The organism is Bacillus mycoides, assembly GCF_001757995.1.
GTDB lineage: Bacteria > Bacillota > Bacilli > Bacillales > Bacillaceae_G > Bacillus_A > Bacillus_A mycoides_B.
The window spans coordinates 70,067-84,620 of record NZ_LXLV01000066.1 but is presented as its reverse complement, the minus strand read 5'-3'; the positions used below and the strand labels follow the sequence as shown (position 1 = coordinate 84,620).

Here is a 14,554-nt window from a genome sequence, read left to right as displayed (position 1 = left end):
GTTGCAATGAAAAGAAGGAGAGGCATAGAAGCCCTCCTTCTTTTCGTTGCGTTTTGTTATTTTTCTTTCTCTATATCAATACTAATTTCAAGTACGGTATCAAAAGAGACTGTGTCTACTTTAAAGCGGTATATACGATCGTAATGTTTGTACGTTTTATTTTCGATGACTTTTTTGAGCAGGTCTTTATTTTTTGCGATGCTTTGAATGTTTTTCGTTAAAAGATGCTGGAGATCATTATGGATAGAAGTGGTCATGTTTTCAAGTGTAAGATTGTCTAAATCATATTTTTTTCGATTTATAATTTTTATTTTGATTTCTTGAATTGTTAAGAGCCGTTTATTTTCTGTGTTCAATTTCTCTTGGTCTTCGAGAAGGACGTGGAGTTTTGCTTCTTGTTTTTCGATGATTTCTTTTTGTTCTGCTATTTTACTAGCTTGTTCTTCTTGAAAAACACCGTATATGTACAAAAAAATAAACCAGCTCAACACTCCTCCAACAGCAGCGCCAGCTAAAACTAAATACCACCTTTTGGCTGTATTGGCACTGGGTACTCTCATACATGTTCCTGTGTAAGCCATTTAATAATAATAAGACCAGTTTGCATACCGCCAGTTGCAAAAAAAATAAGGAGAATTTGTTTTACGATATCTTTCATATCTCCGCCAAAGAAGCTTCTTTCAAAGCTATAAAAGGTATCGAACGTTCCGCCAATTGCTGCAACGAGTGCCCAAATTCTTAAATTTTGGGCGAATTGATTAATATAAGTTAGAGCTGGTTTTCCGATGAGAAATGCACCAAATCCGCCAATTAATGAACCACCAAGTATAACTCCAAAGGCAATAAAATAACTAATAATAAGCAGAGAGAAAAAAGTATGTTCTCTTACATCCATCGTCATTCCCCTTTCTTCTTCATATATATGGACAAAGTATGAGAAGTATGTTTTGATTTCCGCTTTCCCCATCACCTATAATAAAAGTAGTCACATAGGTAAAGAGAGGGTACAACAGTGAAGTTTGTGCATTTACAATGTCAAACCGTTTTTAGTTTGTTAAAAAGTGCTTGTAAAATTGATGAGCTTGTCATTCGGGCGAAAGAGCTTGGATTTTCATCGCTGGCTATTACAGATGAAAATGTTATGTATGGAGTTATTCCGTTTTATAAAGCATGCAAGAAAAATGGTATACAGCCTATTATCGGCTTAACAGCTTCTATTTTTAGTGAAGAAGAAGAAAGGTCTTATCCACTCGTCTTACTTGCTGAGAATGAAATAGGCTATCAAAATTTATTAAAGATTTCTAGCAGCATTATGACGAAGTCAAAAGAAGGTATTCCGAAGAAGTGGCTTGCTCATTATGCGAAAGGATTAATTGCAATTTCACCAGGGAAAGACGGAGAGATTGAACAGCTATTATTAGAAGACAAAGAGAGTCAGGCTGAAGAAGTAGCTCATACGTATCAAAATATGTTCAGCAATTTTTATATAAGTTTGCAGCATCATGCGATTCAAGATGAACTGCTTTTACAAGAAAAACTGCCTGAATTTATTAATAAGGTAAACGTTCCAGTCGTTGCAACAAATGATGTTCGCTATATTAATCAAAGTGACGCACTTGTTCATGAATGTTTATTATCTGTTGAAGGCGGAACGAAAATGACTGATCCAGATAGACCGAGAATGAAAACGGATCAGTATTATTTAAAGTCATCAGATGAAATGGAAGCACTATTTTCTCATGCTGAGGAAGCGGTTCAAAATACAATAACAATCGCGGAACGTTGCCAAGTAGAAATTCCTTTCCATGTAAATCAACTACCGAAGTTTCCTGTTCCATCTAACGAGACGAGTGATATGTACTTGCGCCGTGTTTGTGAAGAGGGCTTGCAAAAACGATATGGCGTACCGAAAGAAGCGCATATAAGACGTTTGGATCATGAATTAAATGTTATTTCTCGTATGGGATTTAGCGATTATTTCCTCATCGTATGGGACTTTATGAAATATGCACATGAAAATCATATTTTAACTGGGCCAGGCCGTGGATCGGCAGCTGGTTCACTCGTTTCTTACGTATTGGAAATTACAGATATTGATCCGATTGAATATGAATTATTATTTGAAAGGTTTTTAAACCCTGAGCGTGTGACACTTCCAGATATTGATATTGATTTTCCAGATATAAGACGTGATGAGATGATTCGATATGTGAAAGATAAATATGGTCAGCTTCGTGTTGCTCAAATTGTAACGTTCGGAACTCTTGCAGCGAAAGCCGCAATTAGAGACATTGCTCGTGTAATGGGGCTCCCGCCAAGAGATATTGACATATTTTCAAAACTTATCCCATCAAAGCTTGGTATAACGTTAAAAGATGCATATGAGGAATCGCAATCGCTCCGTGAGTTTATACAAGGGAATCTGTTACATGAGCGTGTGTTTGAAATTGCAAAACGTGTAGAGGGATTACCGCGTCATACGTCTATTCATGCAGCTGGCGTGATTATGAGCCAAGAACCGTTAACGGGAAGTGTAGCAATTCAAGAAGGGCATAACGATGTTTATGTTACGCAATATCCAGCTGATGCATTAGAAGAACTTGGGTTGCTCAAGATGGACTTTTTAGGCTTACGTAATTTAACGTTACTTGAAAATATTATAAAGTTTATTGTTGAAAAAACTGGGAAACAAATTGATATAAGAAATTTACCTTTGCAAGATGAAAAGACGTTTCAATTGTTAGGAAGAGGGGATACAACAGGTGTATTCCAGCTTGAATCAGGTGGTATGCGAAATGTACTTCGTGGGTTAAAACCGAATGAATTTGAAGACATAGTCGCTGTTAACTCGCTATACAGACCAGGACCGATGGAACAAATTCCAACCTTTATTGAATCGAAGCATGGGAAAAGACGAATTGAATATTTACATCCGGATTTAAAGCCGATTTTAGAAAGAACATACGGCGTAATTGTATACCAAGAACAAATTATGCAAATCGCATCGAAGTTAGCTGGATTTTCGCTTGGAGAAGCGGATTTGCTGCGCCGTGCAGTGAGTAAAAAAAATCGTGATATTTTAGATCAAGAACGTAAGCATTTTGTTCAAGGTTGTTTGGAAAACGGATACGACGAGACATCTTCAGAACAAATTTACGATTTAATTGTAAGATTTGCGAATTACGGTTTTAACCGAAGTCACGCTGTAGCTTACAGTATGATCGGATATCAGCTTGCATATTTAAAAGCAAATTATACGCTGGAATTTATGACTGCGTTATTATCAAGTGCAATTGGAAATGAAGATAAGATTGTGCAGTATGTACGAGAAACGAAGCGGAAAGGTTTTCATGTTTTACCGCCGTCTCTTCAGAGAAGTGGTTACAACTTCCAAATAGAAGGGAATGCGATTCGATATAGTTTACTTTCGATTCGGAATATCGGAATGGCTACCGTGACGGCATTACTCGAAGAACGAGAGAAAAAAATGTTCGAAGATTTATTTGAGTTTTGTCTTCGTATGCCATCAAAATTTGTAACAGAGCGAAATTTAGAAGCGTTTGTCTGGTCTGGGTGTTTTGACGATTTTGGAGTTTCGAGGACGACGTTATGGAAAAGTCTTAAAGGAGCGTTGGAGTATGCAAATCTTGCACGTGATTTTGATTTAGGGGATGCTGTTCCGAAATCAAAATACGTACAAGGAGAAGAGCTATCCTTTATTGAACAGTTAAATAAAGAGAAGGAAGCACTCGGTTTTTATTTATCTAGCTATCCAACGGCGCAGTATGCGGAGTTAGGAAAAGAATTAGAAATCCCATCTCTTGCTCAGGCGATGCGACATAAGAAAAAAGTACAAAGAGCGATCGTATATATAACAAGTGTGAAAGTTATTCGTACGAAAAAGTTGCAAAAGATGGCGTTTATTACATTCTGTGATCAAAATGATGAAATGGAAGCCGTTATTTTTCCAGAAACGTATATACATTTTTCGGACAGGTTACAAGAAGGTGCAATTGTTTTAGTTGATGGTACGATCGAGCAAAGAAATCATAAGTTGCAATGGATCGTGAATGGACTATATCCGCTAGAAGAAATGGATGTTTATGAAGAAATGAAAGAAGCATCTGTTTACGTGAAATTGCTGTCTCAATATGAAAAAAAGCTTGTAAATCAAGTTACGAAAACATTGTTTGATTATTCAGGTTTTGCGAAAGTACTAATTTATTATGAAAAGGAACATAAAATGGTACAATTATCTCGAAGTTTATCGATTCATCCAAGTGAAGAATGTCTAGGAGCACTTCGTGAAATTGTCGGTGACGAAAATGTCGTTGTGAAAATATAATGGACAATTTCCCTACACTTCGATTATTATAGTAGTAGTGTTCGTGGTCAGACCACTTGGAGAAATTGATATCAGCAAGAATAATTTGAGGAGAGTGGATAGTTTGTCAACACTTCGTGAAGAAGCACTTCACATGCATAAAGTGCATCAAGGAAAATTAGAAACTGTATCAAAAGTAAAAGTAGAAAATGCAAAAGATTTAAGTCTTGCATATTCTCCAGGGGTTGCAGAGCCTTGTAAAGAAATTTATGACGATAAAAGTAAGGTATATGAATATACAATGAAGGGAAATATGGTAGCAGTTGTGACAGATGGAACGGCTGTACTTGGTCTTGGTAACATTGGACCTGAAGCATCTCTTCCAGTAATGGAAGGTAAAGCTGTATTATTCAAGAGCTTTGCTGGTGTAGATGCATTCCCGATTGCCTTAAATACAAACGATGTAGATAAAATTGTTGAAACTGTAAAATTAATGGAGCCAACTTTTGGCGGTGTAAACTTAGAAGATATCGCAGCACCAAACTGCTTCGTTATTGAAGAACGTTTGAAAAAAGAGACAAACATTCCAATATTCCATGATGATCAACACGGAACAGCTATCGTAACAGTAGCAGGCCTTGTGAACGCGCTGAAGTTAGTTGGAAAGAAAATGTCTGACATTAAAGTTGTCGCAAATGGTGCAGGTGCAGCAGGTATTGCAATCATTAAACTTTTATATCGCTATGGTGTACGTGACGTTATTATGTGTGACCGTAAAGGTGCAATCTATGAAGGTCGTCCTGTCGGTATGAATCCGGTGAAAGATGAAGTTGCAAAATATACAAATAAGAATCGTATAGAAGGTTCTTTAGCTGACGTTTTACAAGGTGCGGACGTATTCATTGGTGTATCTGCAGCAGGTGCATTAACTGAAGAGATGGTTCGTACAATGAATGACGATGCAATTATTTTTGCAATGGCGAATCCGGTTCCAGAAATTATGCCAGAATTGGCAAAAGCAGCGGGCGCAGCTGTTGTTGGAACAGGTCGTTCTGACTTCCCGAACCAAGTAAATAATGTACTAGCGTTCCCAGGTATTTTCCGCGGTGCACTTGATGTACATGCGACACAAATTAATGAAGAAATGAAGATGGCAGCTGTACAAGCCATTGCAGAGCTTGTATCAGAGGATGAGTTGAATGCAGACCATATCATTCCAGCGCCATTTGACGCGCGTGTAGCGCCTCAAGTAGCGGCTTACGTTGCGAAAGCAGCAATGGAGACAGGAGTAGCTCGCCGTCAAGTAGATCCAAATGAAGTCGCTGAGAAAACAAAACAATTAGCGCTGATTGGTAAAGAATAAGCGAGGAATTTCCATTGACATCATCAAATACAAAAGTATATCTCGAAATTGTAAAAAAAATCCGTTCCATTATGGAAGAGGATTGTTTAGTAGCAGGGGATCGTTTGCCATCTGAGCGTGAGTTAAGTTCACGCTTAAATGTTGGACGTTCCTCTGTAAGAGAAGCATTACGTGCGTTAGAACTGGTAGGATTAATTGAAACGAGACGTGGTGAGGGGACGTTTATTCGAAACTTTTACGATAACGGTCTTGTACAATTAATTGCTCCGTTCTTGCTGCAAGATGAGAAAACAATTCGTGATTTATTACAAACAAAACGATTGCTTGAGAAAGATATGATTCGAATTGTATGTAATTTACCGAAAGAAACGTTTTCTAAAGTACTAAGTAAATTACACCAAGTGCTTGAAGAAAATGAAAGTTCAATTCCAATGCTTCATCAAACGTTCTTTAAAACACTTATTGAACAATTCGATAATTATTTACTATATCGCATTTGGATGATCGTAAATGATTATGTTGCAACTCTTTCTTGTGAAGTTTCAGGAGATTCTATCGAAATGTATAGAAAGCTTTATGCTACTTTGGAAGTGAAACAAGAAAATGATGCGTTAAAAATTTACGATGAATTAGTAGAGAATATACAGTTTCACTCGTAATGTATAAAATTTGTCGAAATGACCATGACACGTTATGACAAACATTCTACCGCATTGCGGTTAAAGTTAAACGTAAAGAGAGAGGTTATTAGACAGATTGAGAAGATAAGGCTAACATCAAACATTGGTGTTAGCCCCATTTTCTTCTTACGCTAACCTTAGCTCTCAACGAAGGGGGTCAAATTGTGCTAAGAGATTTATTCGTGAAAAAGAAAAAGTACGCTGCAATACCTTCAGAACAAGTACGAAAAGATGTACCAGATGGCGTTATGACAAAATGTCCGAAATGTAAAAAAATCATGTATACGAAAGAGCTTCTTAAAAATTTAAAAGTATGCGTGAATTGTGGATATCATCATCCGATGAATGCATGGGAACGCCTTGATAGTATATTGGACGAAGGTTCATTTCGTGAGTATGACAAAGAGATGGTTTCACTAAATCCACTTGAGTTTCCGGGATATGAAGAGAAACTAGAAAACGATCGTAAGAAGACTGAATTGAATGAAGCGGTTGTAACTGGTGAAGGAACAATTGATGACATGCTTGTTGTTGTTGCAGTAATGGATTCTCGTTTTCGAATGGGCAGCATGGGCTCTGTTGTAGGAGAGAAAATTGCCCGTGCGGTTGAAAAGGCATACGACTTACAAGTTCCATTTATTATCTTTACTGCGTCGGGTGGTGCTCGTATGCAAGAAGGGATATTAAGTTTAATGCAAATGGCAAAAACAAGCGTAGCTTTGAAAAAGCATAGTAATGCAGGAGGGCTATTTATTTCTGTTATGACTCACCCAACGACGGGCGGGGTTTCAGCGAGTTTCGCTTCACTTGGTGATTACAATCTTGCAGAGCCAGGTGCACTTATCGGATTTGCTGGTAGACGCGTAATTGAACAAACAGTGCGTGAGAAACTGCCGGAAGATTTCCAAACGGCAGAATTTTTACTAGAGCACGGTCAATTAGATGCGGTGGTGCATCGTGATGATATGAGAGAATCACTCCGTAAGATTTTAGAAGTTCATCAAGGAGGGGAAATGGCTGTATGGCAGAGCTAGAATTTGAGAAACCAGTTGTTGAGCTAAGAAATAAGATTCGTGAACTGAAAGACTATACGAAAAACAGCCAGATGGACTTCAGTGAGGAGATTCGTATTTTGGAAGACAAGCTAGAAAAACTAGAGGAAGATATATACGGCAATATGAAAGTATGGGACCGTGTTCAAATTGCTCGTCATGCAGAACGACCGACAACGCTCGATTATATTGAGCACTTATTTACTAATTTTTTTGAATGTCATGGAGATCGCCTATTTGGCGACGATGCAGCGATTGTCGGCGGCATTGCGAAATATAAGGGGATGCCTGTAACTGTAATTGGGCATCAACGCGGAAAAGATACGAAAGAAAATATTCGTCGTAATTTTGGGATGCCTCATCCAGAAGGATATCGAAAAGCACTGCGTCTAATGAAACAAGCGGAGAAGTTCAATCGTCCAATTATTTGTTTCATTGATACGAAGGGAGCTTATCCTGGTAAAGCAGCTGAAGAACGTGGACAAAGTGAGGCAATTGCCCGTAATTTATTTGAAATGGCGGGTTTAACTGTACCTGTTATTTGTATCGTTATCGGTGAAGGTGGTAGCGGTGGTGCATTAGGTCTTGGAGTAGGAGATTACATTCATATGCTGGAAAATTCCACTTATTCTGTTATTACACCAGAGGGTGCGGCGGCGATTCTTTGGAAAGATGCTGGTAAAGCAAAAGAAGCTGCAGAAGCGATGAAAATTACAGCATTAGATTTGAAAGAATTAGGTGTAATTGACGAAATTATTCCAGAGGCAAAAGGCGGAGCGCATCGTAATGTTTTGAAACAATCAGAAAATATAGATTTAATGCTTAAGAAAACTTTTGAACAATTAAGCAGAATTTCGAAAGATGAATTAATCGAAAAACGTTATGAAAAATATATGAAAATTGGGCAAGTTTCGTTTTCAAACGCTTCCATTGGGATAAAATAAGAAAAGCGTGCGTTCCTCTTCGCGAATGCACGTTTTTATTATGAAAAGACACATCTTCTCCATTGTGTTTTTATATTTTTTCGTGTTATTTTATTATAAGGCAAATAATCTTTATGAGGTGAGTACAAATGAAACGTATTGGTGTATTAACAAGTGGTGGAGATTCACCTGGTATGAATGCTGCCATTCGTGCAGTTGTTCGTAAAGCGATTTTCCATGATATTGAAGTATATGGTATTTACCATGGATACGCTGGTTTAATTTCTGGTCATATTGAAAAATTAGAACTTGGTTCTGTTGGCGATATTATCCACCGTGGTGGTACAAAATTATATACAGCAAGATGTCCTGAGTTTAAAGACCCAGAAGTACGACTAAAAGGAATCGAGCAATTAAAGAAACATGGTATTGAAGGACTTGTTGTTATTGGTGGAGATGGTTCTTACCAAGGCGCAAAAAAATTAACTGAGCAAGGATTCCCATGTGTAGGTGTACCAGGTACAATCGACAATGATATCCCTGGAACAGACTTCACAATTGGTTTCGATACAGCTTTAAATACTGTTATTGATGCAATTGATAAAATCCGTGATACAGCTACATCTCATGAACGTACATATGTTATTGAAGTAATGGGACGTCATGCTGGAGATATCGCATTATGGGCTGGTTTAGCTGATGGTGCAGAAACTATCTTAATTCCAGAAGAAAAGTATGACATGGAAGATGTTATCGCTCGTCTGAAACGCGGTAGTGAACGTGGCAAAAAGCACAGTATTATCGTTGTAGCTGAAGGTGTTGGAAGTGCAATTGACATCGGTAAGCACATTGAAGAAGCAACAAGCTTTGATACTCGTGTAACTGTATTAGGTCACGTACAACGTGGTGGATCACCAAGTGCACAAGACCGTGTGTTAGCTAGTCGTCTTGGCGCAAGAGCAGTTGAATTGTTAATTGCTGGTAATGGCGGACGTTGTGTTGGTATTCAAAATAATAAACTTGTTGATCATGACATTATCGAAGCGTTAGCTCAAAAGCATACAATCGATAAAGATATGTATCAATTATCTAAAGAATTATCTATCTAATCGGCTTAATGCCTTGTATTTGGGAACGGTTTCATAATTTTCGGAGGTGCAATATGCGTAAAACTAAAATTGTATGTACTATAGGTCCTGCTAGTGAAAGTATTGAGAAATTAGAGCAATTAATGGAAGCGGGTATGAACGTTGCTCGTTTAAACTTCTCTCATGGTAGCCATGAAGAGCATGGAGCTCGTATTAAAAATATTCGTGAAGCTTCAAAGAAAACTGGTAAAACAGTTGGTATCTTACTTGATACAAAAGGTCCAGAAATCCGTACACATGACTTCGTAGACGGACAAGCTGAGCTTGTAACAGGTGCAGAAGTAATTCTTTCTACTGAACAAGTATTAGGAACTGCAGAGAAGTTCTCTGTATCTTATGCTGGTCTTTATGATGATGTTGATCCAGGTTCTCGTATTCTAATCGATGACGGTCTTATCGAACTAGAAGTAATCGAGAAAGCTGACGGAAACATCCGTACAAAAGTATTAAACAGCGGAACTGTAAAAAATAAAAAAGGTGTTAACGTACCAAACGTAAGTATTAAGCTTCCTGGTATCACTGAAAAAGACGTACAAGATATCGTTTTCGGTATCGAGCAAAAAGTTGATTTCATAGCAGCATCTTTCGTACGTAAAGCATCTGACGTATTAGAAATTCGTGAATTATTAGAAGGGCATAACGCTCAATACATCCAAATCGTACCAAAAATCGAAAACCAAGAAGGTATCGACAACATCGATTCAATCTTAGAAGTTTCTGACGGTTTAATGGTTGCTCGTGGTGATATGGGTGTAGAAATTCCACCAGAAGAAGTACCATTAGTACAAAAACGTCTAATCAAAAAATGTAACGTATTAGGCAAACCAGTTATTACTGCAACACAAATGTTAGATTCTATGCAACGTAACCCACGTCCAACTCGTGCGGAAGCAAGTGACGTAGCAAACGCAATCTTCGATGGAACAGATGCAATCATGCTTTCAGGTGAAACTGCTGCGGGTCAATACCCTGTAGAAGCTGTAACAATGATGGCTAACATTGCGGTGCGTGTTGAAAAATCATTACAATATGAAGATATGTTCAAAAAACGTATTAAAGAGTTCACTCCAACAATTACAGATGCAATTAGCCAATCTGTTGCGCATACAGCACTTGCTCTTGATGTAGCTGCAATCGTAGCTCCAACAGAAAGTGGACATACTGCGAAAATGATCTCTAAATACCGTCCAAAATCTCCAATCGTAGCTGTAACATCTGACGAGCAAGTAGGACGTCGTCTTGCACTTGTTTGGGGTGTACAAGCGTTTATGGCTGGAAAACGTGCAGCGTCTACTGACGAAATGTTAGATACAGCAATTCAAACAGGTATGGATGCGGGTCTAATCGGACTTGGAGATACTGTAGTAATCACTGCTGGTGTTCCAGTTGCTGAAACTGGTACAACAAACTTAATGAAAATCCACGTTGTTGGTGAAGAAGTTGCTAAAGGGCAAGGAATCGGTCGTAAAGCTGCAAAAGGTAAAGTAGTTGTAGCGAAAACAGCTGCTGAAGCTGTAGCGAACGTAAACAAAGGTGATATCCTTGTTACAACAAGCACTGATAAAGATATGATTCCTGCAATTGAAAAAGCTGCTGCTCTAGTTGTAGAAGAAGGCGGTCTAACAAGCCATGCTGCTGTTGTAGGTGTATCAATCGGTATTCCTGTTATCGTTGGTGTAAACGGCGTAACAGCAACTTTAAAAAGTGGCCAAGAAGTAACAGTTGATGCAGCACGCGGAATTGTTTATAATGGACATGCGGAAGTGCTATAAGTAATACGGAGAGAAGGATCGGAGTCCTTCTCTTTTTTTTACACAAAAACGAGGCAGAATCATCTTGAAACGCCTGGAATTGCTTTTAAAAGCTGTTTGTTACGAGGTTTAATAGGGAAGGGTATTTAGTTTTTGTGTGATGTATATGGGCGCTCTGAGGGCGTTTAAAGTGATGCGTGAGAGGAGTGTAGAACTATGAAGTGGTTGCTATTCTTGTTTATTTTAATACCGGCGATTGAAATTACAGTCTTAATTGGATCGAGTCATGTAATAGGTTTATGGTCTACGTTCGCTATGATTGTATTTACGGGTGTTGTAGGTGTGTATTTGGCGAAAAGGCAAGGATTTAAAGTACTTGGAGAGATTCAATCTAAGTTGAATAGAGGAGAAATGCCAGGAGGAGCAGTACTGGATGGTATTTTTATCTTTGTAGGAGGTATTCTTTTGGTACTTCCTGGATATGTAACGGATATAATAGGTTTTATCTTTGTTATACCTATGACGAGGGCTTTGTTGAAGCCGTTTGTTATGAAGTGGATGGAATGGAAGTTTAGAAAGAACTCTACTATTATTGTGCAGAAATAGTGCTTAGATTATAGCGATCTAAGTACTATTTTTTTTCCCGTAAAAGGATGAGGAGGATGGAAAAAGCTCTGTTAATTAAAGTTTTACTTTATTCTGCCTTAAATTTCGGCGAGTGCGAAGGAGTTAGGTGGAAATCGGACTGCCCATAAAAGTCTGGTTGGTGAAGGTTAATAATCAGTGGTGGACAAAACCCTCGTGGATTAAAGTTTTGCTTTATTGTATTCGTTGTGTATTTCTCGATTGGGTATGTGGTTTGAGGGATATTAGCTCTTAATGAGTGTGGTGTAGGAAAAACCTTATGAGCTCAAGCTTGTTTTTGTATATAAAAAAGAATCAATTGGTATGGAAAAGTTAGATAAGAGCAGGAAAATTATTAGTTTAAGTCTCATTTTATGTTATTTTGTATATTTATTCATTTACATAAAAGGTAATAAATGTAAGTAATAATTATAGAAAAAACAGAATAAATATGTAAAAACACCTCGAAATATGCGTTTTTTATGCAAAAAAACAAGAGAATTATCCTTTTTCTGGGCAATTCTCTTGTTGTATGTAATGAGTGTGAAAAATAAGTACAAGGAATAATCAGTGGGAAATTCCCACTGATTACATGTAAGTTTTTTGTTGTATATGAATTAGAAACTATTATTTTGAAGGTGAGCCTTTAATATATTTCCACAAATCATGGAATACACGAGCTTTGTGCAATGTATTAAGTAGTACTAAGATGACTGGACCGATGATTAATCCTAAAAAGCCAAAAAGCTTAAAGCCGACAAATAGAGCAACCAGTGTTGCTAATGGATCAAGACCGATATTAGAGGAAAGTACTTTTGGCTCCATAATTTGTCTTTGGACAATCACGACGATGTATAGGATGAGGAGACCGATGGCGAATGCAGTATCGCCTGTGAAAAATACGTATATAACCCAAGGAACGAAGACAGCTCCAGTTCCTAAATACGGGAGTAAATCTACAACCCCTGTAATAATCGCGATAGTAATGGCGTATGGCACGCGTAATATTAAAAGGCCAATTAGTACAATGATAGTTGTCATAGATACGAGTGTAAGTTGCGCTTTAACAAAACCAAACAAAGCTTTTCTTAAATCGACAAAAATAGTTTTTCCGTATCCATGTACACGATTAGGTAGAAGTTTTCTTACTTTATGAGCAAGACGATGCCAATCGTAACTAATGAAGAAGGTGGCTAATAAGACGAATACAAGGACAGTTAAAGTTGTTGGTAATGCACTAATGAAATTTGTTAATCCACTTATAATGGTGGTTAAAAGTTCTTTCATTTGTGTCGTTGCTTCGGTGCCTAAGTTTTGAATGTTTTGTGTAATAGTGTATCGCTGTGGTTCTCCAAGATGATTAAATTTAGAGATTAAATCATCATAGAGAGGCATAATATGATTAAGTGCAAATTGTTGGGCGAATGCAACGATATCTGGAAACTTCACTGTAACAATTTGTAGTAAGTATGTTGTGGCAGATATTGCTTCAGTTACAAGGTATGTAACAAGTCCGACGATAGCTCCGAATACGAGAATTAAGCTAACGAGTACCGCTAATGCGCGAGGGAATTGTAGTTTTTGATTAAGGAAATTGACGACAGGATTAATCAAATAAGCAAATGCAAAAGCGATAATAAAAGGGTAGATAAGGCCTGACATGTACAGCAATGCATAGAACCCAACTACCGTTGCTACAATGACAAATATGAGTCGTAATATCATATATAGTAAGTTTCGGTTCAAAGATGTATACCTCCCATTCCAATTTGGATTATCCTAATTCGTTCAACTTATAACGAGTGAGATTCACTGATCAAAGTTTCACTTTATGTTATAGTGGAATGATGGATTTTTCCTGCTTTTTCAGTACATGAGTGACTGTAAAAGCTTGGTGTTGATGCTTCTACTATATGGTAAAAACTTCATTTTCTCTTCTTTTTATTTTACCTGTTTCTTATTAGAAAAGAAAGGAGAGACATCCGCTTTTAAATGTATATACATGCTTTGTTTTTTTCTGGTTAAAGTCTTGTTTGTAATTTTGAAATGTATATAAAAATCAATTCGTTTCTTTATTATAATTAACAAATATAATTCGATATAGCATGTATAACGATAGGTTTAAAGGTATTTTTTGTTTGGAAGCGAGTTCATTATTTTCAGAAAGGAAGTGCAATCATGATTAGTCAGTCAACGTTATTTTTATTCATACTACTTATTATAGGAATAATTGCTAAAAATCAATCGCTTACTGTAGCTGTTGGAGTTTTATTTTTATTGAAGTTTACGTTTTTAGGCGATAAAGTTTTTCCTTATTTACAAACGAAAGGAATTAACCTTGGTGTGACGGTTATTACCATTGCGGTGCTCGTCCCAATTGCGACGGGGGAAATAGGGTTTAAACAACTCGGAGAAGCGGCGAAATCATACTATGCATGGATCGCTTTAGCCTCAGGAGTGGCGGTTGCTTTGTTGGCGAAAGGTGGGGTGCAATTATTAACGACGGATCCTCATATTACAACTGCACTTGTTTTTGGGACAATTATAGCTGTAGCTTTATTTAATGGAGTCGCTGTAGGTCCATTAATTGGGGCTGGAATTGCCTATGCAGTTATGAGTATTATACAAATGTTTAAATAAGGAATTTTATAGTAATATAAAATTTTTGAATTCTTTCTGTTCACAAAAG

Annotated in this window: 12 protein-coding genes; 9 read left to right on the top strand and 3 right to left on the bottom strand. The window is 37.4% G+C overall.

The genetic code is table 11. The features are described from left to right. Positions 1-56: 56 nt before the first annotated feature. Complete coding sequence (gene ytrI / locus BWGOE10_RS22975) at positions 57-560, bottom strand: sporulation membrane protein YtrI (protein WP_070145091.1); 504 nt, start codon at positions 558-560, stop codon at positions 57-59. Next, positions 557-970, bottom strand: a complete 414-nt coding sequence (locus BWGOE10_RS22970) for a YtrH family sporulation protein (protein ID WP_081338201.1) — start codon at positions 968-970, stop codon at positions 557-559. The genes ytrI and BWGOE10_RS22970 overlap by 4 nt, the downstream gene beginning before the upstream one ends. Positions 971-1,012: 42 nt before the next feature. Here BWGOE10_RS22970 and dnaE point away from each other — a divergent pair, with 42 nt between their 5' ends. The 8 genes from dnaE (at position 1,013) to BWGOE10_RS22930 (ending at position 11,847) form a co-directional block, all read left to right on the top strand. Further along, on the top strand, positions 1,013-4,345 hold the full coding sequence (gene dnaE, locus BWGOE10_RS22965) for a DNA polymerase III subunit alpha (protein ID WP_070145090.1): 3,333 nt from the start codon (positions 1,013-1,015) through the stop codon (positions 4,343-4,345). A gap of 133 nt (positions 4,346-4,478) precedes the next feature. Next, complete coding sequence (locus BWGOE10_RS22960; protein WP_165763976.1) at positions 4,479-5,687, top strand: NADP-dependent malic enzyme; 1,209 nt, start codon at positions 4,479-4,481, stop codon at positions 5,685-5,687. Between the two features lie 14 nt (positions 5,688-5,701). Beyond that, the gene (locus tag BWGOE10_RS22955) at positions 5,702-6,346 is read left to right on the top strand and encodes a FadR/GntR family transcriptional regulator (protein WP_070145089.1); all 645 of its coding nucleotides are present in this window, start codon (positions 5,702-5,704) and stop codon (positions 6,344-6,346) included. Positions 6,347-6,531: 185 nt separating this feature from the next. Continuing rightward, the gene (accD, locus tag BWGOE10_RS22950; protein WP_002173724.1) at positions 6,532-7,401 is read left to right on the top strand and encodes an acetyl-CoA carboxylase, carboxyltransferase subunit beta; all 870 of its coding nucleotides are present in this window, start codon (positions 6,532-6,534) and stop codon (positions 7,399-7,401) included. Continuing rightward, positions 7,389-8,363 carry an acetyl-CoA carboxylase carboxyl transferase subunit alpha gene (gene accA / locus BWGOE10_RS22945; RefSeq protein ID WP_070145088.1) on the top strand — a complete coding sequence of 325 codons (975 nt, stop codon included), beginning with the start codon at positions 7,389-7,391 and terminating at the stop codon, positions 8,361-8,363. Before accD ends, accA begins: the two co-directional genes overlap by 13 nt. 128 nt (positions 8,364-8,491) lie before the next feature. After that, positions 8,492-9,451: a 6-phosphofructokinase gene (pfkA, locus tag BWGOE10_RS22940; RefSeq protein WP_002034288.1), complete on the top strand. Its 960-nt coding sequence runs from the start codon at positions 8,492-8,494 to the stop codon at positions 9,449-9,451. Positions 9,452-9,504: 53 nt separating this feature from the next. Continuing rightward, positions 9,505-11,262 carry a pyruvate kinase gene (gene pyk, locus BWGOE10_RS22935; RefSeq protein ID WP_070145087.1) on the top strand — a complete coding sequence of 586 codons (1,758 nt, stop codon included), beginning with the start codon at positions 9,505-9,507 and terminating at the stop codon, positions 11,260-11,262. Positions 11,263-11,457: 195 nt separating this feature from the next. After that, positions 11,458-11,847 (top strand): FxsA family protein, encoded by a 390-nt coding sequence (locus BWGOE10_RS22930; protein ID WP_070145086.1) that lies wholly within the window; start codon positions 11,458-11,460, stop codon positions 11,845-11,847. 645 nt (positions 11,848-12,492) lie between these two features. On the opposite strand, the gene ytvI is transcribed toward BWGOE10_RS22930, so the two are convergent. Further along, entirely contained in the window at positions 12,493-13,611 is a 1,119-nt protein-coding gene (gene ytvI, locus BWGOE10_RS22925) for a sporulation integral membrane protein YtvI (RefSeq protein ID WP_070145085.1), read from the bottom strand. Positions 13,612-14,043: 432 nt separating this feature from the next. On the opposite strand from ytvI, the gene BWGOE10_RS22920 reads away from it, so the two are divergent. Beyond that, on the top strand, positions 14,044-14,505 hold the full coding sequence (locus BWGOE10_RS22920; protein ID WP_070145084.1) for a DUF441 domain-containing protein: 462 nt from the start codon (positions 14,044-14,046) through the stop codon (positions 14,503-14,505). The last annotated feature ends 49 nt before the right edge of the window (positions 14,506-14,554 follow it).

What these genes read in the sequence shown, in the direction of transcription:
- ytrI (WP_070145091.1), bottom strand. Translation starts at nt 560, where the DNA reads ATGAGAGTACCCAGTGCCAATACAGCCAAAAGGTGGTATTTAGTTTTA.
- BWGOE10_RS22960 (WP_165763976.1), top strand. Translation starts at nt 4,479, where the DNA reads ATGCATAAAGTGCATCAAGGAAAATTAGAAACTGTATCAAAAGTAAAA.
- accA (WP_070145088.1), top strand. Translation starts at nt 7,389, where the DNA reads ATGGCAGAGCTAGAATTTGAGAAACCAGTTGTTGAGCTAAGAAATAAG.
- pfkA (WP_002034288.1), top strand. Translation starts at nt 8,492, where the DNA reads ATGAAACGTATTGGTGTATTAACAAGTGGTGGAGATTCACCTGGTATG.
- pyk (WP_070145087.1), top strand. Translation starts at nt 9,505, where the DNA reads ATGCGTAAAACTAAAATTGTATGTACTATAGGTCCTGCTAGTGAAAGT.
- BWGOE10_RS22930 (WP_070145086.1), top strand. Translation starts at nt 11,458, where the DNA reads ATGAAGTGGTTGCTATTCTTGTTTATTTTAATACCGGCGATTGAAATT.
- BWGOE10_RS22920 (WP_070145084.1), top strand. Translation starts at nt 14,044, where the DNA reads ATGATTAGTCAGTCAACGTTATTTTTATTCATACTACTTATTATAGGA.